Genomic DNA, 22,221 nt, shown 5'->3' with positions numbered 1-22,221 from the left:
GTTTTCAATATTTTAGTATTTTAAATAATCACTTAATTTTTTAAAACTATATCCTTTTGATTTATAGTAAGGTATTACTACATCTAAAGCTTCTGCCGTAAATTTGCTTGTGTCAGACATATGCATAACAACAATGCTCCCTTCGCTGATACTTCTTTTACCAATTCCGTTTATTAATTTATCAATCAGCTCCTGAGCGCTTTCTGCTTCATAGTCATGGGTGCTGAAATCACCGTTTATAATATATTGATATCCACAATCAAATATAGTCTCAAGTCCAAGTTTACTAACTGCTAAGGTTGGTGGTCTGAAAAATAGTTTTAAAGCACCAGTATCACCTATATACCTTGCCATTTCCCTGTGAGCAGCCACAATATCTTCCCTAAGTTGTTTTTGTTCTTCTTCTGTTTTTATGTCAATCTTAAAATGTGCAAAGGTATGGCTTCCAATATCGTGACCCTTTAGAGCAATAGCACGCAAAAGATTAGGGTTCCCCATGTCATCTTGCACAGTCAGACTATCATTCCCCACACGAACAAAAAATGTAGCTTTTACATCATATTTATCCAGTACATTAAGCAATCGCACAACTGTTTCATCTGAGCCCCAATCATCAAAAGTTAAGAATATTACTTTTTCTCCTTTTGTATCAATTTTACCTGCTTTATCTATTTTTTGTATTTCTTCTTCTGTAAAGCCAATTAATCTTTCAGCAGAGTCTATACTTTGATTTCCTATATAGCGTTCATAAATCATATTCATCAAATATTCATCTGTAAGATTATGAGTATTTTTTACCAAATCAGCATCTATTGCATCTGAACGTGAGGTAGGCTCATAAACTAAATCGCTTTTTATTAGATTATTTACAGATGTTATTTCGTAATTAGATGGCTTAATATAAAGGTTTGCAATTTTTTCAACCAACTCCTCTGTTGCACCTAGTTTTGTCAGATAATCTAAACGAATATAAACTATATCTCCTCTATGCAAGGAAATCGTATTTGAAAAATAAGCTGAGATAATTTCATCTGCTGATAAATCTCTATATTCTTTCTTTATTGGATTTTTATTATATATCACAACTTCTTTATAACCTAACGCTGAAGCTGCTTCTAATACGGTTTCGTTTACATCAGCATATAATGGCATATAGTATCCATTAATTTCATCTTTATATGAATCTCCCAGAAAATCCTTTAGGCACTTTCTTCCCATTTCAATTTCATAACAGAGGTCATTAAAATCTAGTTGGCTTGGATTGGTTACATTCATGCCATACCCACCATTGCCGATTTGATGCCCACGTTTTACAATTTCCCTTACATTTTCCGGATATTTTAATATCTCCTTTCCAGTAACGAAAAAGGTAGCCTTTGCATCTAATCGGTCTAATATATCAAGGACATTATCTAACACTTTCTTGTTGGATATTCCCCTAAAAACATAACCAACTGCTGGCTGGGTTGTATATAGATTTTTAACGATTTTTGCCTTTTTACCATTATTTTTTATTCTCAGCTGCTTATAATCCGTAAGATGCACTTCATTACTTATAACTTTTTTCTTAATAGTATCATTTTTGCTATTAATATTGTTTTTTTGTACTGATACTTCGTAAACGTTATTATTCTCTAATGCTTGATAATACGAAAAATTTTTTACAAATTCTGTTGAATAACCTTGATTATGAATTGCCATTAAAAGCCATTCTATAACCTTAATTATTTTTGCTTCTTTTTTGCATTTTCATTTCCATTAATAAATCCAGCCTGCTTGTCTATTGCAGGTTTTTCTTCCTTTGCTTTTGCTTGACACTCTTCTTTATACAATACATCCATTAATTTTATAGAAATAATACTTCCATTTTTTAATCTTTTCACATATCCTTTTGCCATCTCATAAGAAGTAAAACTTTGAAAGTTAAGAAAATGCTTACTTTCTACAACACTATTAATACCAGTAGCATAGGCAGACTTTAAAACTGAATCCGTATATTGAGTAACATTACATTTTAAAATATCCGGCTTTCTTCCTATTATATTTTTAAATATAGCATTTGCCTTAGCAAAGTTTCTTACAATATCCTCTTCAGACATCTTTTCCATATGTTTTTGGGCTGAAAGACCATAACTCCCTATTTCCTGGCCTGATTTTATAATAGAAATAATCGTTTCTTCGTCTTCAGCACTTTCTATTCCTGATACAAAAAAAGTTGCTTTCATTTTATATTTGTCAAGCATCTCTAATATTTTATTCATTGTTTTGGTATCTGCTAAACCATCAAATGTAAGTGCTAATTTCTTATCCTTAATATTGACATCTCTAATCAATTCAGCCTTTTTATTGTCATTGAGTTTCATAAGAGCCTCTTTAATTTCAGTATCTGAGTAATATTTTGTTTCTAATTTATTAAAAGCTTTTTTTTGATGTTTGTCCAAATTTATCCAATATATTATTCCTATAATAGCTGCTATAATAACTATTCCAATAAGAATAACCTTATTTTTATTCTGTTTCCACATAATATTCATTTCTCTCCCACCAATATAAATTTCAATAAAAATAATCTTTATATTTTATCATATAAAAGGTTTTATTTATTAATTGCTTATCTATTTCTCTAATTAAAAATGCCTATTTTGTAGTATTTTTTTAACTTTAATTTTACAAGACTTTTTTAAAAAATAAGCATATTATTTAATATTTTACTATTAAATTATTTATATTTCTACTTTCTTTTTCAATATTTTTCTATCATCAACATTTTATAGTAAATTTGTTTTGCTTATAAAAACTTATTCTTCTCACTTATTATACGGTTTCCATCACTATCCCATTTGTTGGTATAGTACTTATTTAGACTATGATTAAGGGTACTATTATCATTATACTTGTAACTCTAAGCAATTTGAAAATTATATTTTTGTTGCAAAATATAATATATATACTCTGCATCTTAGTGCAAAAAATTTGTTCCTATTTTTCTAAGTATAGCTAATAGAGTTACTAAAAATGTTGATTTAGGCACCTGCGATGAATGACATGCTAACAAAATTGTTTTTTTAATGGTAAAAAATATAAAGCATATATTTTTATACACTTATTTACTTAACACGTTTTTTTACTAAATAATAAAATATGGATAGCACTCAGGCTATCCAGTTTTTATCTTTTGTTATTCTCATACATATATATTATTATGATTTGTCTAAAGCTTTAATTGAATTGAATGCTCTTTTCTATTGCTTTCCTCTGAGATTCTCACAACTCCAATTTTATGTATTCTTTCTATTGAAATTATTGCAAAGCTCTTTGTTTCAATACCTATTTTTAAATAACGCAGCACAATAACTTAATCAATTGAAAAGCACCAATAAGCATAGTATAATGTAAACCGTAAAGTGCATAAAGATGACATGTTAAGGAGGGTAAACTTAATGCCTTATATTAAAGATATAACTGGAGTTCAGCAATTTGATTTCCAGATAAACCGCGTGCTTACTTACGGAAAAGCAGCTGCGGATGAAAAAGAGATTGTTGAAAAGGCGGGCAAGATAAAGAATTTTGAACAGTGGTTTGATTTTTGGGTTGCACTTGGGGAAAAGTATGAAGGTTTAGACGAATACATGCGTGCGGCTTATGCGTACAGGATGGCTGAATTTTTTCTAAAAGAAGATCATCCACAGAAAGATACCATGTATGAAAAATCTGTGAAAAATTTTTATAATTCTTTTCAGCAGATGAAGCTGGACTATGAAATTCACGAGATTCCATACATGGGAAAGGAAATACACAGCATAATTTTTAGAAATAAAAACGAAAAAGGAATCTTGCTGGTTTGTGGAGGTTATGATTCCTTTATTGAAGAATTTGTGCCGGCATTAACAAAATTTGTACAAGAGAACTATACAATTATTCTATTTGAGGGCGATGGACAAGGTAAGACGTTGAAAAACGGACTTAAATTTATTGCAAACTGGGAGCGTCCTACATCATGTGTACTGGATTATTACGGTGTAAAAGAATGCACTATGATTGGCATATCGTGGGGTGGTTATCTTGCACTTAGAGCCGCAGCTTTTGAAAAACGCATTAAGGCAGTCGTTGCATATGATGTGCTTGAAAACGGGTTTGACTGTATGACAAACATATTCCCAGGTACTTTAAAGCCGCTTGTAAGATACTGCTTCGCAAAAGGCAAAGAAAAAATTATAAACAGACTGCTTGGATACATAAGAAAGAGAAGTTTGCTTGCAGACTGGGCAATGATGCAAGGTATGTATATTACCGGAACAAATACCCCTTATGATTTTTATAAGGAATTGCAAAAGCATAACCTTTCTCAGGATGTATGCGATAAACTCAATTGCCATGTGCTGCTGCTTGCAGGAGAAAAAGACCACTATATTCCTAAAGATCAATTTTACAGACTAACAAGCAAGATAAAATACGCAAAAAGTTTATCTACAAGGATGTTTACGGAAGCAGAAGGCGGAGAGCAGCATTGTCAGATAGGAAATCATCATCTCGCTATTGAAGAAATTTTTAACTGGATAAAGAAAATTAACAATTTATGAAAAATCTTTCCGAGTATGATGCAAAGATGGGCGCACACGAGAAAAGTAATTTACCTTTCGTAATGATTTCAAGCCTGTTATTCGGTCTGCTTCATATTGGAAAGCGGTTTCAGCAGAAAATATGCTGCTGCCGGATATCCTTTTGAGAGTTATTATGTTCGTGGGCGATATCGCAAAAAACCGTAAATATGATAGCAAAATCTAAAACAAAGAAAAATATCATGCTGTTGAATCGATTTACAAGATCTGAGAAAACAAATTTTTCTGGTTACTTGATAAGAAAGGAGACAGCAAATAATTTTGTGTAAATTAATTAAAAAACTCCTTCTTGGCAACAATTAGAAATATAATCAAGAAGGAGGCTTTTAAAATGTCTTTAATGGCAAAAGAACAAAGGTATTATATCACCATAAAGGACAATATTGGGTTGAAACAAGCTATTACAATCCTTACAATAAATAGTTTCTTTTACTATATTAAAATCATATAACTCATTGCAGTTAGGGCATTCAACATATTCCAAATTCCCATGTATTTCAATTACATCTTTACTTCCAGCCCTTTTGTGCAGTCCATCAATGTTCATTGTAATAATTGGTACATTATATTTCGCAAGTGCAATATGAGCAGGGTTAGGCTCTGCTCTTTCTATTTTTTCTTTCATTTCAATTAAAATTTTATAAAACTCTTCAGGGTTAGTTTCAAAAAATGATCTGCTCAGCTTTTCTCTTAAGTTTCCCATTTCATTAAATGTTGGAATCCCACTTGCTTTTGATATTCCAGCACCTGTTAAGGCTACAAGATTCATATAAAAACCCCCTATATTTTTAGCTTTTTATTTTTTACCCTCAAAATAAAAGCCTTCGTAAAGATCCTCGTGGCTCAATCTAGCAGTTCCATAGTAAAATCATAACTTATAAGAAAGCGTCTACCCAGTCTTGCATCTCCTTGAAAGACTTCTCCTCCGTCTCCCTCGCTTTCACTCTTGATTCGAACGTATTGATTGCCAGCAATACTGACCCCTCATATCTATTTGTGGTTCCTCTTCCATAATCTGAAGAAAATACTTCTCCAGCTTCTCCTTCATTTCTGCTGTTATCACCACTTTCAAACTTTTGATTAGTTGTTGTATTGTTTAATTTTCATTTCCCTTTCCCTCTTTTTAATTTTTTTAGTATTTGGATTTAAAGGTGTTTCGTCTGCAATTCTTCCGTCAACTTTAATGTAAAAATGTCTTTATTAGTTAACATTATCCAGTTCTCGTCTCAATGTCATTAATATAAGAAAATAAAATTTTCTTAAATTGCAATAATAAATGCAACACTCTGTGAAAAATCATGTAGTATAAGGACTAAAAATAGTCAAAATAGCCTTAAATCCATCTTAATTATCAATCTATATGTCACGCAGGGGTATGTCAAGGGCTGCGTAGCAGGCGTAGCTTTACCCTTGACATACCACAAGTGGCATCTACAATATTCATAATATGATTTAGGCTATTTTTAATAATTCCTCGTAAAAAAATTTTTCAGGAGTTTTGTAATTTAGTAATTTTCGTGGGAGTGTATTCATCCAATTTTGAATTCTTTTAATGGTATCAATAGATATATCCTTTATACTCTTTCCCTTAGGGATAAAACGACGTATAAGACCATTATGTCGTTCGTTAGTTCCTCTTTCAAAAGAAGAAAAGGGATGGGTATAATATACCTCAACATCATATTTTTTAAGAATGAATTGTAAATTACTAAATTCAACTCCATTATCTGCCGTAATACTCTTGAAAATCTTTTTAAAATTATCCTTATATACTTCCATAAGTCTCTTTATAGAATCATCAACAGACTTAGCATCTTTATTATCTAAAAGCATTATTATTTCATAACGGGATTTACGTTCTGTTAAAGTTAAAAGAGCTTTATCGCCTGATTTTTTACCTATAACAGTATCTATTTCCCAATGTCCAAATTCTTGACGAGAATTAATTTGTTCAGGCCTTAAATCAATACTTTTACCTAAAAGGCGTTTGTTCTCCCTAATTCTTTTCTTTTTAGGTTTTAAATGTGTTTTTAAAGGTAAATCTATATTACGTATAGATAAAAATCCTCTATCAATATAGTTATATAAGGTCTTAGTTGAAACAATGAACTCATCTTTCCAAGAAGGATCAGTTTTGCAATAACCAACGACAGTATCAACAGACCAATTATTTTTACGGATTTTTTCTTCTGCAAATTTTATAAAGGTTTCTACTTTAGCCAATTTAATTTTTGCTCCGCAATTTGAGCGGTGATTTTTATAGACAGCTTGCCCAGTTTCAGGGAAATAACTTGAATAATAAGATAAATCACTTTTTAATTGTGATACAGTACCACGTTTAATTTCACGGCTTATAGTACTTGGACTTCGTCCTAATTTTTTAGCAATATAACGAATACTTTTACCTTCTTTAAGCAAGGCAAAAATTTCTCCACGTTCATAAGATTTCAGATGTTTAAAAGAACGTATAGGTGTGTTATAATTATTTTTATGAACCATAGTGAAAACCTCCTGTATGTTTGGATTTGTCACCTATATCATACATGATTTTCACTATGGTTTAAATATTTTTTACCTGTTGCATTTAATTATACAATGAATCGAAAATAAAATTTTACAAGTTCCATTAGAAATACAATTTATGAATACTTCATGCTTATTTATATATACACTAACCTTTTGTAAGAATAGCATTAACCTCTACAAAATATTTCTACATTTAAGTTTATTTCCCTTCAATTTTTTCAAAAATCAATTAAGCAGGCATTCTAATCAAATACCTACCCCAACTATTGACTAAGAGCCTTTATTATTTAAAATTACTTCTTTAAATACTTATTTATTTCATCTATGCTTTGCATATCTAATATATCTTCAACTATAATTTCTAATGTGGCTATATCTAACTCTTGTAGTCTAATTTTTAAATCATTAGGTATTATCCCAAATTTCTTGGTTAATAACTTTATTGCTGTTTTTACTAATGCTATTGTTTCCCCCTCTTGCCTTCCTTCTTGTCTTCCTTCTTGTCTTCCTTCTCTTCTAAATATTTCTGCCAATGTCATAGCATACTCACTCCCTTCTATAAATATTTTCTCTATATCCTTTGTTATTTCCCGAAAATCACTTTCTGTTATTTCTTGATATGAACTAAAAATATATCTCATATATGTTTCAAAATAATGTAATGCCGTTTGTTTATCTTCAAGTTCAACTAAATACCTTGCTGCATTTAATATGGTTTTTTTCATCTTACTTACATCATCTGAAAATATATCTCTTAATATTGATAACATTATTCTTAGCTGTACTTGCCCCTTTATATCTTCATCTTTATATCTTGATATGTCATATAGTAGATATTCAAAGTTTGGTATATATCTTTTTATTTCTTCTGTTAACTCATCATATCCTTCTATTATTGCTCCTAAATCATTTCTTATGTTCCATTTTTCACTTCCATGATATACTACAAGGGGAATTATTATTGGTAATTTCCCTAATCCCTCCTTCTTTATGTTCTTCTCCCATATCTCTATCATATATCTTAACAGCTGCAGGGCTGTTTGTTTACTCACATAGCTTTTATGTTCAAATAGAAAATATATATATCCTTCCCTTTTATTTATATTTACCTTAAATAGCATATCTGAATATACTTCCTGCAGCTTTTCATTTATAAAACTGTCCTTCTGTAGTACCAATGTTTCTAAATCTATTAGTTTTACTATTTCCTGTGGCAGATAGTTTATTATAAAATCCTTTGCTACCTCTATATCAGAAAAGGTTTCTTTGAAAAACTTATCATGCGGGTTTTGTATCTTCATATCTTCACCTACTAATTTTTTATATTACATCAATTTAATACTGGTAATAAATTATCTTATTTTTTAATTTTATATTATTATATTTAATTCTTTTTTTCAACTTATATACATACCAATCAACAATTTATCTCCTTTATTGCACTCAAAAGTTATATGTGATATGACTACTATCAAAAAAGCAAAAAAGCCCTGATTTCTCAATGCTTCTATATATCGTATCAATATGTTGTTCACGGACTGACCCCCTAATTTTGAACAATATCTTAAGTTTTCATGGGTAATCTTAGAGATTCAAAATTTTACTTCTACTTATTCGGTCTGCCCTTGACATTGAGCCTCTACATGCATGATTCCTAGCACCAGCGGCAGCACCAACAATAGTGTAGCCATTTTTTAGGCTATCATGCATGTCCTCAATGTCAAGGGTCGCAAGCCAGACCTTACTTTACTACAAATATACATTTATACTCTCTCCAGTAATTTTAAGATATTCAAAATACTCGGCTGGCGGCATGTATTTCGTTGATGAATGGATTCGTTTTGTGTTGTATTTCTTTATAAATTCATTGACAGTTTTATAGGCCTCAGCAAAGGTTGAAAATTCGTTTATGCTTAAGCATTCTTCCTCTAAAATTCTATGGTAGGATTCAATATGAGCATTCATGTTAGGGGTTTTGTAAGGTATTCTCTCATGTTCTATATTTAACTGTTTACAAGCATTCTCGAAAGTTTCACTTATAAATTGTGGTCCATTGTCTGAACGTATAGCTGGTTTATTTTCAACTTCGTATATTTGTCGTTTCAATAACGCAATTTTTAAAGTTCTTGCTGCATCTTCGCTTGTACAGCTTAGCCCTATGTGATGTGAAATGATATTTCTATCAGCAACATCGATAATGCTGAGTATATAGAAAAATCTATCTTCTCCATTTATATACCCATATTTTATATCAGTTTGCCATTTCTGTTTGAAGCTGTAACAGTTCTATTTCTTGCAATTTTTCTTGGATGTCTAGATTTGATTTCTCTTTGAGGTTTTAATATATTTAATTCCTTACAAAGTCTGTAGACTTTCTTCTTGTTAATATTAATTTTAAAATTTCTTCTAAGAGCATGTGTTATTTTTAGATATCCATAATAAATACTTTCTTCTTCAAATATCTGGATAATATATTCCTTTATTTGTTCATCTGATATTTTTTCTCCGTATGAAGTAAAAGAGTAACAAGTTTTTGGCCTTCCGGTTGATTTATTCTTAATAATTTTTAATCCCGACAAATGATAATAATATGTTGAACGATTAAGCCCAATTATCCTCAATACTTTTGTTTTCGGATAACCAGCCTCAATCCATTTATTTGCAATTTCAACTTTATCTGCTATAGTTGGCTTGTTTTCTTTAGTAAGTCTTTAAGTATAGCTATTTCAAGGTCTTTTTCGCCAAGAAGTTTTTTTAAAGTTTCGTTCTCTACTTCAAGGCTCTTAACGTTAGAATTATCAACTGACTTTTTAATATTAGCTTTAGGCTCTCTATTTGATTCTCTATTTTGTCTAACCCACTTGTAAACTAACTCTTTAGATAGCCCATTTTGTCTTGCTACTAAAGCAATATTTCCTGTTTCAATTGCTGCTTTGATTATTGAATCTTTAAATTCTTGAGTATACTTTTTTCTTTGTGTCATTATTATTCCCCATCGACAATTATATCATATCATATTAAGATACATTGTCCAAATACTTTAGGTGGCTAAATAGTTTTCATCCTTAATGGTGACACTTATGGCATTGGCGGCTGTCCCTAATGATAAATGGATGTGAACTAATCACATCCATTTATCATTATTATCCCTTATTAATATTCAAACTACTAATACTATTTAATATTTTATTCAACTCTTTACCTAAACTTGCCTCTACAGCGGCTGCTACTGTACCTTCTACTAACGCACAAATTGCTATTTTTATTTTTTCTTTATTATATCCATCTAAAAACTCTAAAGCCATTTCTGAGTTCATTAAAGCACTACCTAAGTCATATACAATTAATACTCCATCATCAGAATATACCTTCTCAATTGACTCAATAATTTTGTTACAATCAGTTCCTATTCTTCCATCAAATGTTCCACCAGCACACTCTATTTTAACATTAGGAGCCATTTGTGATGCAAGTTCCTTAACTCCTGTAGCTATTTTTTCACTATGTGATACAACAACTATTCCTACCATGTTTATCACCTACTTTTAGCTATTTCTTCATATATAGTTTTTAAAATCAAATAACTAGATACTGCACCTGCATCTAAATGTCCTTTGCTTCTTTCTCCTAAATAACTTGCTCTTCCCTTTGTTGCTATCATTTCTTTCGTTGAATCCTTTCCCCTCAATGCAGCATCATGCATTTTTTCTAAACACTCTAGAGGAGTTAAATTATTTTCTATGGCTTCCTTTAATCCATTTAGTGCTGGTTCTATTGTATCAACCATAGTTTTTTCGCCAATAGTTGCCTTCCCTCTTGCTTTAATACCATTTATTGCCTCTTCTAGCATTTTTGCAAAATCTTTAACTTCTATTTCTGCTTTATTCATAACAACACTACTTGCTTTTAAAAAAGCAGTTCCATATAATGGACCTGATGCACCACCAACATTTGATATTAATGCCATACTCACCTTTTTAAGCATATCACCTATATTCTTGCATTCATCATCTTTTATTTTTTCCTTAACTGTTTGAAAACCTTTACTCATATTAAGCCCGTGATCTCCATCTCCAATTGTTGCATCTAATTCAGTCAAGTACATCTTATTTTCTTCAATAACGTCAGTAATTTTATAAATTATATCCTTTATTTGAAATCCATTTATAGCCATTGCCATATTCTCCTTTATAAAACTTTAAACGCCGCTGTATCTGCCTCTTTATCTAATAATTCCTTTAATTCATTATCAAGTTTTAAAACTGTTATTGAAAAACCGGCCATTTCAAGAGAAGTCATAAACTCTCCAACAAAAGTTTTATAAACATTAACGCCTAATGATTTTAAAATATCGTTTACTTTATTATTTACAATATACAATTCCATTAATGGTGTCCCTGATAATCCATTTATCATAATTGCAACTTCATCGCCATTATTTAACGGCATATCATTTAATATTATATTTAACAAATGCTCAACAATCTCATTAGCAGGTTTAATAGTTTCTCTATGTGTACCTGGCTCTCCATGAATTCCCATACCTATTTCCATTTCATTTTCTGATAATGTAAAATTTGGTTTACCTGCAGCCGGTACTGTACATGGTGTAAGTGCCATTCCCATACTTCTTACATTATCAATAGTTTTTTGAGCAACTCTTTTTACCTCTTCAAGCGAAGCACCCTTTTCTGCCATTGCACCTGCTATTTTATGAACAAAAACAGTTCCAGCAATACCTCTTCTTCCTGCTGTATATAAACTATTTTCAACAGCAACATCATCATTAACAACAACACTCTCTACTTTAATCCCTTCCATTTCAGCCATTTCCTTTGCCATTTCAAAATTCATAACATCTCCTGTATAATTTTTAATTACAAGTAATACTCCTTCTCCCCCATCTACAGCTTTTATAGCTTCGTAAACTTGGTCTGGTGTAGGTGATGTAAATACAGCTCCTAACACTGCCCCATCTAACATTCCTTTACCAACAAACCCTGCATGTGCAGGCTCATGACCACTTCCACCACCACTAATTAAAGCAACTTTCTTAATTGGTGATTCTTTTCTAACCACTACATTGAAATCATCTAATTTTCTTAGGTATTCAGGATGTGCTTTTACTAAGCCTTGTATCATTTCATCAACTACTAAATTGGGATTATTTATTATTTTTTTCATGTCTTTATCCTCCCTCTAAAATCTTTTTATTTAATTAAAATAAAATAGTAAACAACATTGCTCCTAAGATACCGCCAATAATTGGCCCTACAACTGGAATCCATGCATATCCCCAATTTGAATCTCCCTTTTCTGGTATTGGTAATATTGCATGTGCTATTCTTGGAGCTAAGTCTCTAGCAGGATTTATTGCATAACCTGTTGTTCCCCCTAAAGATAAACCTATTGCCCATACTAAAACACCAATTGCAAATGGTGCAAATCCAGCAGCAATTTCATTTGATGTAATAGCTAAAATGCCAAATACCAATACAAAGGTACCAATAATTTCACTTAACAAATTTGATAAAGTATCTCTTACAGCAGGTCCAGTTGAAAAAGCAGCTAATTTTAATCCCTTATCATCTGTTGCTTTAAAATGAGGTCTAAAGTGAATGAACAAAAGTACTGCTCCTAAAAATGCCCCTATAAATTGAGCAGCTATATACGTTGGAACATCTGCCCAAGGAAATTTACCAACAGAAGCCAGTCCTATTGTTACTGCTGGGTTTAAATGTGCTCCACTTATTCTTCCAACAACATATACAGGGATAACCACAGCAAAAGCCCATCCTGTTGTAATAACCATCCAGCCTGAGTTTTGTGCTTTACTTTTTCCTAAAACAACATTAGCTACTACCCCATCTCCTAGCAATACTAATAATAAAGTCCCGATTAGTTCAGCAATAAATGTTGACATAACCCATACCTCCTAAAATATTTTTGTAATTAATAAAGCAAGTCCTATGCCAACAATTAATGCTATTTTATTTAATACGCATTGATATTTTGTTATTATTTTGATATTTTTTATCAATGTGATTAATTTTTATCAATTTTTCCTCCATGTCACAAGTTTTTCAATACCATATTCCTTAGCTTTGAGTGATACAGTTCTATGTGTTAATCCTAAAGCCTTTGCAGCTGCGTTATAACTTCCATATTTTTTTAGAGCCCTTTCAATTATTATCTTTTCATATTCCTTCCAAGTTAAAATATCTTCTTCTATAAGTATTTTTATAATTTCTCCTTCTTTTTCTTTCTTTTCTACTTTATTTATATTTTTATAATCACCTTTTTTTATGTATAATGGTAACAATTCTTCTGTAATAAACTTTCTATCATCAATCATAGCCAATATTCTTTCTATAACATTTTCTAGTTCTCTAACATTCCCAGGCCAACTATAACTTGATAATATTTCAATAACCTTTTTATCTATTCCACTTATGTTAAAATTACCTTTATGTTTATTAATAAAATGTTCAACTAAATACGGAATATCCTCTTTTCTATCTCTAAGTGAAGGAATAGTAATTGGAATTACATTTAACCTATAATACAAATCTTCTCTAAAAGTATTTTGTCTTATCATTTCTTCTAAATCTCTATGTGTTGCTGCAACAATTCTCACATCAACCTTAATTAGTTCTTCTCCACCAACACGTTGAATTTCCTTATATTGAATTGCTCTAAGTATTTTCGCTTGTACATTTATATTAAGCTCTCCTATTTCATCTAAAAATATTGTTCCTCCATTAGCTAATTCAAATTTACCATATTTTCTATTTAAAGCACCTGTAAAGGCGCCCTTTTCATAACCAAACAATTCACTTTCAATCAAGTTTTCTGGAATTGCAGCACAATTAACTCTAATAAAAGGTCCCTTACCTCTGTCACTAGCATAATGAATTCCTTCTGCTATAAGTTCTTTACCTGTACCACTTTCCCCTAAAATCAAGACATTAAAGTTTGTTCTTGCAGCTTTTTCAGCCATTTTTATAACCTCTAGGGTCTTACTACTATATCCTTTAAAGTTATCAAATGCACTATTGGGTTTTCTATACCTTAATAATTCCTCCTCTAAATATTTATTTTTTTCATCATACATCATTAATTTTTCATATAAACTATTTATTTCTGTTACATCCTTTATAACAGAAACAACTCCATATATTTCTCCATTTATTTTTATAGGAGTAACATTAGCTATTATGGTTGTGCCATTTTTCTTTTTAATAATCTCTCCTATAGCACTTTCCCCAGTTTCTAAAACTTTAGCTCGTATACCTTTTTTAGAAATTTCTTTAATATTTTTACCTACAATATCTTTTCTATTTTCTTTAACAATATATAAATATGCATCATTAACATATTGAATAACACCTGTAGAGTCAATTACACAAATTCCGTCTTGTACAGTATCTAGAATTACCTGTAATTCCTCTTTTAATTGTCTGACCTCAATCAATTCATCAGTTATTTTTTCAATTCTTGATATATCTTCAAAAACAGCTAATACTCCATTAAATTCATTATCTATAATAATTGGCGTATAATTTCCCAATAATGATATACCATTTATTTTAGTTTTAATCCCTAAACGTGGTCTTTTACTTAGGCTAAATATATGTAATATTGAATTAGGTATAACATCATCTATATTTGCATCTAAAACCTCCACAATAGACTTATTTAAAATTTTAAGCATAGCTATATTTACTAAAGTTATCTTTCCTTCATTATTAATTGATATAACCGCATTGGCCATGCTGTTAAAAATTTGTTCTAAAGTTAGAGCATCTTTGTTAATAATCTTATCTACCTCATCCTCTTCATCATCTTCATAAAAATCAGATTGTGTTAAATAATCACAAACTTCACCTAAAATATCACTGATATTTTCTGATTCGCTTGATACCTTTATAGTAACACTATCACCTTTTTTAATTTTTAATCCAACTACTAATATCATACTAGATAACGGAACTGTTTTATCATTTTTTGTTATATATATTTCAGTATTTTTATATTCCTTTTTAATATTATTAACTTTCTTAACCACCATAGCAGCTATTCTTGTATGAATTCCTTTATGATAATTTATTGTAATGGTTTTTTCTAAGATCATATTAATCCCCCTTTTAATTCATATAGTTTTGTTAAGTTATATGATATTTAAATTTCATCTCACCTTTGATTTATCTTATATATAGCAAAAAACAAAATACCTCCGAAAGAGAGATGAAATTATGTGCAAATTATTGAATATAATTTCATATCCTAGATGTCATAATCAAAATCTCTACCGCTTTGGTAAGAAAAATATTTAATCGTTAAATGTAAATTTTAAAATAAAAGATACTTTAAACTATATATTTGTTTATAAGAGCAACCATAAACCAATTTCCAAAATTAATCTTAAATTCTTAATTAATATTGTACATGTTTCTAATATAGATATTAGAACTTCTTTGACATTTTGTAAATATTTTCAATAAGAGTTGTCATAAAATTATCAAAATTAAAACTCTGTTCTTTTGTTTATTCACATCCCCCACTCCACCTCCACCCCATCTTTAAACACAAACACCATCTTACCACCTTCATAAACCTTAACTACCTCAATAACCATATTCCAAAGCTCTCCATCAAACTCATTTATTAGCCCATCCCTATCTCTTAAAACATTCATAAATTCCTCTATCCTATCCTTCTTTACAAGCCTTTTAAATCTATCATTTTCAACATCTTCAATTGACTTTCTAATATTTTCATACCTTTCAACTAAAGCGTTGTATCTTGTCATATATTCCTCTTGGTCCTGTGCTTTGGTTGCGTTATCACGAATACACCTATTTATTTCATCTAAAATTTCTTTTGCTTCATTTTCAAGTTCACATATTTTTTCATCCAAATCTTTAACATCAACAATTTCCTTTACAACTTCCTCATACCCTCTTAATATTTCTTCCTTATTATTTATAACCCCATTAAACACCTCAACAAATGCCTTCTTTAAATCTTCTTCATTTATAAATGGTGTCTTGCACTTTTCCTCATTCTTATACTTAGAATTGCACTGCCAGATAACCTTCCTATACTTATCATTAGAATGCCAAACCTTTCTGCCGTAAAAACTTCCACAATCACCGCATATAATCTTCCCTGAAAAATAGTTTCTACCTGTCTTATACCCTCTTGCACCTTTTCTATTTTTTATCTCCATCTGCACCATATCAAATACTTCAGGTGAGATAATTGCAGGGTGGCTATTTTCTACATAATATTGTGGAACTTCCCCTTCGTTTCTCTTTATCTTCTTTGTAAGAAAGTCTACTGTAAACTTCTTTTGAAGCACTGCATCGCCTTTATATTTTTCATTTTGAAGAATACTTAATACTGTGCTTTGATGCCATACCCCTTTACCTGCTGGTGTTGGAACTTTGTTTTCTGTTAAATACTTTGCTATGCTAAGTGCAGTTTTTCCGTCTAAAAACATTCTATATATAAGCCTTACAATCTTAGCTTCTTCCTCAACTATTTTAGGATAGCCATCTTCTCCCTTTGTGTATCCTAAAAAATTTTTATATGGCAAGCTAAACCTACCATCTGCAAACCTTTTTCTCTGTCCCCAAGTTACGTTTTCACTTATTGACCTTGATTCTTCTTGAGCCAATGAACTCATTATTGTAATTAAAAGCTCTCCTTTGCTGTCCATTGTATAGATATTTTCCTTTTCAAAATATACCTCTACACCTTTTTCTTTAAGTTTTCTAACTGTTGTTAGTGTATCTACTGTATTTCTTGCAAATCTGCTAACGGACTTTGTAATTATAAGGTCTATCTTGCCCCTTAAGGCATCTTCAATCATTCTATTAAATCCATCTCTCTTTTTTGTGCTTGTTGCTGATATACCTTCATCTGTATAGACATTTACAAATATCCAATCAGGGTTTGATTTAATATGTCTTGTATAGTAGTCCATCTGTGCCTCAAAGCTTTGAAGCTGTTCTTCATTATCGGTTGAAACTCTTGCGTAAGCAGCTACTCTTTTTCTATTTACTTTTGTCTTTGTAATTGGAGAAACATTATTCGCTGTTGCTGGTATTACAGTTACGGCTCTTGCCATTAGTTTTTCCTCCCTTCTAATCTTTTAAGACTTTTTTCTCTTGCCCTTTGCCTTGCTTCATCACTCCAACTTTCACTTCGTGGTCTATAACTCCATTCTTTTTTAACTGTCCTTCCATCTTTTAATATGAAGTTAATTATCCCTTTATCTATCACCTGTATTTCCTTTATCTTGTTTTCAAATTCTTCTTTGGTAAATCCATTCGTTCCTAAAACTTCTTCGCAAGCTGTGATTAATATTTCCTCAGGAACCTGCTTTGATGAACAAGCATCCTTTCCATATTTTAAATAGGTAGAGCAGTGCCATATAAACTTATCTTTACTTCTTTTTCTTCTATACTTTTTACCGCATATGCCGCATGTTATTTTCCTTTGGAATATATGATTTGAAACTTCGCCTTTTGATGAGTATTTATCACGTCCTTTATTTAAAATCTCTTGTGCCTTTTGAAATGTTTCAAAATCGATTATTGCTGGATGTGTTTCTTCTATCTGCAAAACCTAAGCCTACAAGGGAGGTTTGAATCTTTTTTGCCAATTCTTTTGATTTTTCTCTACCTATTATATATACATACGTTTCAGCACCATTTGTTTTTTCTGGCATATAGGCGTTTCTATGAAAGGATATAAAGTAGTTAAAATTTCCTTTATTTGCAAACAATGTTCTATCCTTTAAACTTAAAGTTGTATCTGCAGTTCTTGTTTCACCTACAATAACCCCGTGCCTTCTTAATTCTTCTGCAACCTTTAAACTAAGTTCTAAATTATCATCCTTTTCAAATCTTCCTTTATATACTGCTCCACTATCTTCTCCACCATGCCCATAGTCTAAACATACCCTTGCCATTACTTTTCTCCCCCTTCATTTATTTGTTTTAAAATTTCTTTTAGTTTCTCTGGTATAGGTAGTCCAATCTTTACTGAATTTTCAATGATACTTATTCCTTCATTTGAAATGTAGAAAAAAATAACGGCGGTGCGAACTGCACTACCGCTTTTTATTACATTAACATCGATTATATTCCCTATTCCAACCATGATAAAATAAGTATTTTTTTTAAAATGCCCCTAAATCCTATCTCGCTTGATAGTTTCCTCTCAAGTACCGCTACCATAACCCCTGTTATATAATCTATAACCACAAAGGTTATAAGTGCATACATAAAACCATCAAAACCTCCTAAAAAATATCCAATATAACCACCTATGGTAGCTGAGATAAGTTGAACTGTGTTGTATTTCATATCTATCATCCTTTCTTTTTTATAAATTAAATCTTGTTTGTAAACTATTACCATTAATTAATGAGACTAAATCCAATCTTGTTTCCCTTTCTTTAATTGATGATGGTGTAGAATATAAAAGATATAAATCACAAGGTAATTCTATAAGGCCTTCTGAAAGTCCACACATAGCATATAGTTTTGTTTTTACTATTTTCCTTAGTAGGTGCTACTCTTGCTTCTTTTTTTGATAAAAACGGTATTCGCATTAAGTTACCTGAAAATCAAAAATCATTCTAAAAATAAAAAGCCTGCGTCAGCAAGCTTTTTAAATCTATAAATATTTTATATCTATTCATCTTTTTCTAATGTAGCAGCTATTTTTTTAATAGAGTCCACCATTTCATATTCCTTACATTTAATTTCTAGTAACTTATAGTTACAGCACCTTTTATTCAAATTTGAATTAGAGTTACTATTCACAATACTATATAATACCCTCGCCTTTTTCTTTATCTTTTCTCTATATTTGTTTATAAACCTCGCTTGATCCCTTAACAAGTTCTTATATTTTTCATCTTCAATTTCTTCAATATTTATTCTAATTATCTCAAACTCCGGAACTGGTATCATATTATTTAAATTTATTACTCCTAATTTCCCATTATCAATTTTAAATATATCTGGAGCCATATCGCTAATATTTAAATGCTTTGGTTTTGGTGAAGATAAGGGAGCATAATAATTAAAATTACCTATTTGAAATAAGACACCTACATATTTTCGTTTAGTATCTTTATTCAGTAGAACAATTTCATCAAATTTTCTTAAATAATTTATATATTTGTCTTCTATTGAGCATAAATAAATTTTTTTAGCCATTTGTCCACCTCTATTACAGAAAAATAGGATAGCACTTAGGCTACCCTATTACTTTTTTAACTCCCATTTATACGGCTTGGGTTTGCCGACTTTTTTAACTCCTCATTTATACGGCCGAGGTTTTACCGACTTTTTTAACTCCCATTTATACGGCTGGGTTTCACCGTCTTTTTCTTTAATTTTATTATATAACCTTTTAATCATTACGGCAAGATAAATTTTAAATATTGGGCTCACTCACCACAGCATCAAACCATCCATTTATAATACTTGCATCCACTCCCTGTTTATCTTCATCAGCTATAAACCTATAGTTCCCATCATAATCCCTTGAATAAAATTTACCCTTAAGCTTTGCACTTTGTGGCTTTGGCTTTTCTGCTTCAGTATCATATTCATCTGATACAAGTTCAAATTTGCCTTTTAAAAGCCACACATACCTATACTTACCATTAGTCTTTTTGGATTTAAAACCCATTGCAATTGTTGGTGCTAAATCATCTTTACTTTCAATTAAAACGCCTTTAACAACCTTGGCACCTTGTAGGATTGCTCTACTTTCAAGTGAAAGCTGATTCAATTCTATTTCAACGTCAATTCCTTCAAAGGAAGATATAACATCCTCTACTGAATCATCAGAATATATGTTTTCAGAAGTTATTTTAGGTGTTATCTTGGCACTAATCGCCCTCTCAAGTTTTATTGGTGTTTCATAAGTAACCCCTGTTGAATCGTCCTTAGTAAGCTTTGCTATATGAATATCTCTAAGCCCTATCTGCCTTGCCATATTATCACCTTACCTTTCTTCAAGATAATAAAATTTAAGACCTTTATGATAGATTTTTGTATCTTCCTCATAAAGGTCTACTTCATTTATTCTTTTAAAGCCTATCTTTGTCAGGTTTTCTTTTACCTTTTTCACCAATTCTTCATAATCATTCTTTGACCATATATCAATTTGAACATAATGAGCTGTTAAAGTTTCTTCATCATCCTCATATTCTTCTCCCGTTTCAAAATATTCATGGAAAGTAATATAAGTATCAGCTTTTCCGCTATACTTTTGAAAGGTAACTGGAACATTAAGAGGCTTTAGTGCTTCAACTATTATTTTACGAATCATCCTCAAGCCCCCTCTTTAACTCTTCTACAATAATTTCATTGATTTCTTTTTTATTTTCTAATACAGAATTTTCAGCCCAGTGCTGTGCAGGAATTTTACTTGTTCCCCATTCAGTAAATTTAGAATAAAAAAACTCCGAATTATCCCCTTTATTTGGGCCTATTTTTATATAATCTACTCCATTTTCCTTCTCTATATCTGACATTTTAATATTATCCGCCATGTGTTTTTTATTTAAAATAGATCTTGGTGCCTTCTTTTCCATTGCATTCTTAACAAGTGTCCCTGCATTTATTAGTGTATTCTTTTTAATAACTTCTCCCTTTGTGCCAAGTTTATTTACTCTGTCTATAAGTTCCTGCATACCTTCAAGCTCTATTTTAGCCAATGCTATCAACCTCCAAAGCCCTTATTTCAATAAATCTATTTTCATACTTTATATTATCTATGAAGGTTATTTCATATTGTTTTCCTCCAAAGGATATTCTCATGCTGTTATCTATCCCATCTATATACCTTATTGTAAACTTTACAGTTTTTTCTGCATTTGAAGTTGCAGCTTCAAAGTATTCTCTGCCATGAAGGTTTGATATAGATGCCCATACTGTCCTAAAATTTTCATAGGTTTCTGTTTCAAAGCCATTATCATCAGTAGCATTTACTGGTTTTAGTATTGTAATTCTGTGTCTCATATCACCAATATTCAATCTTTCACCACCTTGGAACCCAAAATGGTCTTAAAAGTGATGATACCCCAAAGGGAATTTCCTTATAGTCCTTTATCGTTAAGTTCTCTCTATTTTCGTAAAAGTGAGATGTTAATATGAGTATCGCTTGCTTAACTGGCATAGGTGCTTCACTATAACCTGCCTTGTACCTTATTTTTAAATTACCAAACAAATCAAAAATATCATTAGGCCACCCTCTCTCTAAACTTGGGTATATTAAACTTTCATCATATCCTTTTAGAATATAATAGTCATATCCTTCGGTTAATTTTAATTCTTGGTTGTTTTTATCAATATATAAAATTTCCAATACTTCAATAAGAGGCGGCATTGGAAGTTCAATATATGAATACTTTTCTTTTGGATTTGTTATATACTCATAAGTTTTCTCTACAAAGCTTCTTCCTGTAAATATCTCTGCATACTCCCTTGCGGCTTTAATATATGAAAAGATGAGGATGTCCTCATCATCCCCATCAATTCTTAAATGACTCTTTGCTTCCTCCAAAGATACAACTTCATCTGTAGGGCCTTCAATAACCTTAAGATTCATTTAACCACCCTCATTCTGAATATCTTGGGTTGTCTAATATAGCATAAATTGCACCTACAACAGTTGAACCGTCAATTTTAGTTAAATTTAGCTTTATTCTATCAACTTCCTTTGAAGCTAAGAGCATATCGCTTACCTTTACCCTATAAAACTTGACTGCACCTGATGTTCCACCAACTGTTATTGTTTTACCTGATTCTTCAACTTCAACAAGCTCATTATTCTTTTCAGCAAATAAAAAAGGAACATCAAGGGCCTCTCCATCTACACCTTTTCTACCTTGTATAGTAACTGTAGATATCCCTTCTGCTCCTTCTCCACTTTCTATTAAAAATGTTACTTCCTTATAGTTTTTAAGTTCTATCTCATTTGTGCTAACAAGTGATGAAAATATCGTCCCTGGCACTTTTAAATCAACTATCTTCATTCTCTA

Annotated in this window: 25 protein-coding genes and 1 pseudogene; 1 reads left to right on the top strand and 25 read right to left on the bottom strand. The window is 30.9% G+C overall.

All coding sequences use genetic code 11. From position 1 onward, the window contains the following. Positions 1–12: 12 nt before the first annotated feature. The 3 genes from FDN13_RS13805 to FDN13_RS14270 form a co-directional block, all read right to left on the bottom strand. Positions 13–1,701 carry a polysaccharide deacetylase family protein gene (locus tag FDN13_RS13805; protein ID WP_138980928.1) on the bottom strand — a complete coding sequence of 563 codons (1,689 nt, stop codon included), beginning with the start codon at positions 1,699–1,701 and terminating at the stop codon, positions 13–15. Between the two features lie 23 nt (positions 1,702–1,724). Next, positions 1,725–2,534 (bottom strand): polysaccharide deacetylase family protein, encoded by an 810-nt coding sequence (locus FDN13_RS13800; RefSeq protein WP_138980927.1) that lies wholly within the window; start codon positions 2,532–2,534, stop codon positions 1,725–1,727. Positions 2,535–3,211: 677 nt separating this feature from the next. After that, positions 3,212–3,349, bottom strand: coding sequence for a hypothetical protein (locus FDN13_RS14270; protein ID WP_168190174.1), 138 nt, complete (start codon positions 3,347–3,349; stop codon positions 3,212–3,214). A gap of 91 nt (positions 3,350–3,440) precedes the next feature. On the opposite strand from FDN13_RS14270, the gene FDN13_RS13795 reads away from it, so the two are divergent. Beyond that, on the top strand, positions 3,441–4,580 hold the full coding sequence (locus tag FDN13_RS13795; protein WP_138980926.1) for an alpha/beta hydrolase family protein: 1,140 nt from the start codon (positions 3,441–3,443) through the stop codon (positions 4,578–4,580). Positions 4,581–4,956: 376 nt separating this feature from the next. Here the strand turns inward: FDN13_RS13795 and FDN13_RS13790 are convergent, their stop codons facing one another. From FDN13_RS13790 to FDN13_RS13685, 22 genes and pseudogenes are all read right to left on the bottom strand, one after another. Further along, positions 4,957–5,388 (bottom strand): SIR2 family NAD-dependent protein deacylase, encoded by a 432-nt coding sequence (locus tag FDN13_RS13790; protein WP_138980925.1) that lies wholly within the window; start codon positions 5,386–5,388, stop codon positions 4,957–4,959. A gap of 683 nt (positions 5,389–6,071) precedes the next feature. Continuing rightward, positions 6,072–7,118, bottom strand: a complete 1,047-nt coding sequence (locus FDN13_RS13785; protein ID WP_138978399.1) for an IS30 family transposase — start codon at positions 7,116–7,118, stop codon at positions 6,072–6,074. 320 nt (positions 7,119–7,438) lie between these two features. Beyond that, positions 7,439–8,446 (bottom strand): Rpn family recombination-promoting nuclease/putative transposase, encoded by a 1,008-nt coding sequence (locus FDN13_RS13780; protein ID WP_138980924.1) that lies wholly within the window; start codon positions 8,444–8,446, stop codon positions 7,439–7,441. A gap of 448 nt (positions 8,447–8,894) precedes the next feature. Then, positions 8,895–9,353, bottom strand: coding sequence for an integrase core domain-containing protein (locus FDN13_RS13775; RefSeq protein ID WP_243120308.1), 459 nt, complete (start codon positions 9,351–9,353; stop codon positions 8,895–8,897). 38 nt (positions 9,354–9,391) lie between these two features. Further along, positions 9,392–9,766 (bottom strand): IS3 family transposase, encoded by a 375-nt coding sequence (locus FDN13_RS13770; RefSeq protein ID WP_168190173.1) that lies wholly within the window; start codon positions 9,764–9,766, stop codon positions 9,392–9,394. Between the two features lie 59 nt (positions 9,767–9,825). Continuing rightward, positions 9,826–10,128, bottom strand: coding sequence for a transposase (locus FDN13_RS13765; RefSeq protein WP_138980921.1), 303 nt, complete (start codon positions 10,126–10,128; stop codon positions 9,826–9,828). A gap of 160 nt (positions 10,129–10,288) precedes the next feature. Next, entirely contained in the window at positions 10,289–10,675 is a 387-nt protein-coding gene (gene dhaM, locus FDN13_RS13760; protein WP_138980920.1) for a dihydroxyacetone kinase phosphoryl donor subunit DhaM, read from the bottom strand. Positions 10,676–10,680: 5 nt separating this feature from the next. Further along, on the bottom strand, positions 10,681–11,319 hold the full coding sequence (dhaL, locus tag FDN13_RS13755) for a dihydroxyacetone kinase subunit DhaL (protein WP_138980919.1): 639 nt from the start codon (positions 11,317–11,319) through the stop codon (positions 10,681–10,683). Between the two features lie 14 nt (positions 11,320–11,333). Next, positions 11,334–12,329, bottom strand: coding sequence for a dihydroxyacetone kinase subunit DhaK (gene dhaK / locus FDN13_RS13750; protein WP_138980918.1), 996 nt, complete (start codon positions 12,327–12,329; stop codon positions 11,334–11,336). A gap of 34 nt (positions 12,330–12,363) precedes the next feature. Continuing rightward, positions 12,364–13,068, bottom strand: a complete 705-nt coding sequence (locus FDN13_RS13745; protein WP_138980917.1) for an MIP/aquaporin family protein — start codon at positions 13,066–13,068, stop codon at positions 12,364–12,366. 132 nt (positions 13,069–13,200) lie between these two features. Next, positions 13,201–15,279, bottom strand: a complete 2,079-nt coding sequence (locus FDN13_RS13740) for a sigma 54-interacting transcriptional regulator (RefSeq protein ID WP_138980916.1) — start codon at positions 15,277–15,279, stop codon at positions 13,201–13,203. A gap of 417 nt (positions 15,280–15,696) precedes the next feature. Then, entirely contained in the window at positions 15,697–17,280 is a 1,584-nt protein-coding gene (locus FDN13_RS13735; RefSeq protein WP_138980915.1) for a recombinase family protein, read from the bottom strand. Beyond that, positions 17,280–17,777, bottom strand: coding sequence for a zinc ribbon domain-containing protein (locus tag FDN13_RS13730; protein ID WP_138980914.1), 498 nt, complete (start codon positions 17,775–17,777; stop codon positions 17,280–17,282). The genes FDN13_RS13735 and FDN13_RS13730 overlap by 1 nt, the downstream gene beginning before the upstream one ends. Further along, on the bottom strand, positions 17,737–18,126 hold the full coding sequence (locus FDN13_RS13725; protein ID WP_138980913.1) for an N-acetylmuramoyl-L-alanine amidase family protein: 390 nt from the start codon (positions 18,124–18,126) through the stop codon (positions 17,737–17,739). Before FDN13_RS13725 ends, FDN13_RS13730 begins: the two co-directional genes overlap by 41 nt. Next, positions 18,126–18,442, bottom strand: a pseudogene (locus FDN13_RS13720) (phage holin family protein). Before FDN13_RS13720 ends, FDN13_RS13725 begins: the two are co-directional and overlap by 1 nt. Before the next feature lie 411 nt (positions 18,443–18,853). Then, positions 18,854–19,384, bottom strand: coding sequence for a type III toxin-antitoxin system ToxN/AbiQ family toxin (locus FDN13_RS13715; RefSeq protein WP_138980912.1), 531 nt, complete (start codon positions 19,382–19,384; stop codon positions 18,854–18,856). 220 nt (positions 19,385–19,604) lie between these two features. Beyond that, entirely contained in the window at positions 19,605–20,171 is a 567-nt protein-coding gene (locus FDN13_RS13710) for a major tail protein (protein WP_138980911.1), read from the bottom strand. Positions 20,172–20,180: 9 nt separating this feature from the next. Beyond that, complete coding sequence (locus tag FDN13_RS13705; protein WP_138980910.1) at positions 20,181–20,507, bottom strand: hypothetical protein; 327 nt, start codon at positions 20,505–20,507, stop codon at positions 20,181–20,183. Beyond that, positions 20,497–20,895 (bottom strand): HK97-gp10 family putative phage morphogenesis protein, encoded by a 399-nt coding sequence (locus FDN13_RS13700; protein WP_138980909.1) that lies wholly within the window; start codon positions 20,893–20,895, stop codon positions 20,497–20,499. Before FDN13_RS13700 ends, FDN13_RS13705 begins: the two co-directional genes overlap by 11 nt. Beyond that, positions 20,888–21,214, bottom strand: coding sequence for a phage head closure protein (locus tag FDN13_RS13695; protein ID WP_138980908.1), 327 nt, complete (start codon positions 21,212–21,214; stop codon positions 20,888–20,890). Before FDN13_RS13695 ends, FDN13_RS13700 begins: the two co-directional genes overlap by 8 nt. A gap of 4 nt (positions 21,215–21,218) precedes the next feature. Further along, the gene (locus tag FDN13_RS13690) at positions 21,219–21,788 is read right to left on the bottom strand and encodes a head-tail connector protein (protein ID WP_138980907.1); all 570 of its coding nucleotides are present in this window, start codon (positions 21,786–21,788) and stop codon (positions 21,219–21,221) included. Positions 21,789–21,798: 10 nt separating this feature from the next. Continuing rightward, positions 21,799–22,215, bottom strand: a complete 417-nt coding sequence (locus FDN13_RS13685) for a hypothetical protein (RefSeq protein ID WP_138980906.1) — start codon at positions 22,213–22,215, stop codon at positions 21,799–21,801. Positions 22,216–22,221: the final 6 nt, after the last annotated feature.

It is taken from the genome of Caloramator sp. E03, from assembly GCF_006016075.1.
GTDB lineage: Bacteria > Bacillota > Clostridia > Clostridiales > Caloramatoraceae > Caloramator_B.
Note: the sequence above shows the minus strand (reverse complement) of the source record. Positions and strands in the feature narration are given on the sequence as shown.

Coding starts and splice junctions, on each gene's coding strand:
- FDN13_RS13715 (WP_138980912.1), bottom strand. CDS start 19,384: ATGGCTAAAAAAATTTATTTATGCTCAATAGAAGACAAATATATAAAT.
- FDN13_RS13705 (WP_138980910.1), bottom strand. CDS start 20,507: ATGATTCGTAAAATAATAGTTGAAGCACTAAAGCCTCTTAATGTTCCA.
- FDN13_RS13795 (WP_138980926.1), top strand. CDS start 3,441: ATGCCTTATATTAAAGATATAACTGGAGTTCAGCAATTTGATTTCCAG.
- FDN13_RS13710 (WP_138980911.1), bottom strand. CDS start 20,171: ATGGCAAGGCAGATAGGGCTTAGAGATATTCATATAGCAAAGCTTACT.
- FDN13_RS13785 (WP_138978399.1), bottom strand. CDS start 7,118: ATGGTTCATAAAAATAATTATAACACACCTATACGTTCTTTTAAACAT.
- FDN13_RS13780 (WP_138980924.1), bottom strand. CDS start 8,446: ATGAAGATACAAAACCCGCATGATAAGTTTTTCAAAGAAACCTTTTCT.
- FDN13_RS13745 (WP_138980917.1), bottom strand. CDS start 13,068: ATGTCAACATTTATTGCTGAACTAATCGGGACTTTATTATTAGTATTG.
- dhaM (WP_138980920.1), bottom strand. CDS start 10,675: ATGGTAGGAATAGTTGTTGTATCACATAGTGAAAAAATAGCTACAGGA.
- dhaK (WP_138980918.1), bottom strand. CDS start 12,329: ATGAAAAAAATAATAAATAATCCCAATTTAGTAGTTGATGAAATGATA.
- FDN13_RS13765 (WP_138980921.1), bottom strand. CDS start 10,128: ATGACACAAAGAAAAAAGTATACTCAAGAATTTAAAGATTCAATAATC.
- FDN13_RS13790 (WP_138980925.1), bottom strand. CDS start 5,388: ATGAATCTTGTAGCCTTAACAGGTGCTGGAATATCAAAAGCAAGTGGG.
- FDN13_RS13740 (WP_138980916.1), bottom strand. CDS start 15,279: ATGATCTTAGAAAAAACCATTACAATAAATTATCATAAAGGAATTCAT.
- FDN13_RS13805 (WP_138980928.1), bottom strand. CDS start 1,701: ATGGCAATTCATAATCAAGGTTATTCAACAGAATTTGTAAAAAATTTT.
- dhaL (WP_138980919.1), bottom strand. CDS start 11,319: ATGGCTATAAATGGATTTCAAATAAAGGATATAATTTATAAAATTACT.
- FDN13_RS13690 (WP_138980907.1), bottom strand. CDS start 21,788: ATGAATCTTAAGGTTATTGAAGGCCCTACAGATGAAGTTGTATCTTTG.
- FDN13_RS13725 (WP_138980913.1), bottom strand. CDS start 18,126: ATGGCAAGGGTATGTTTAGACTATGGGCATGGTGGAGAAGATAGTGGA.
- FDN13_RS13800 (WP_138980927.1), bottom strand. CDS start 2,534: ATGAATATTATGTGGAAACAGAATAAAAATAAGGTTATTCTTATTGGA.
- FDN13_RS13735 (WP_138980915.1), bottom strand. CDS start 17,280: ATGGCAAGAGCCGTAACTGTAATACCAGCAACAGCGAATAATGTTTCT.
- FDN13_RS13685 (WP_138980906.1), bottom strand. CDS start 22,215: ATGAAGATAGTTGATTTAAAAGTGCCAGGGACGATATTTTCATCACTT.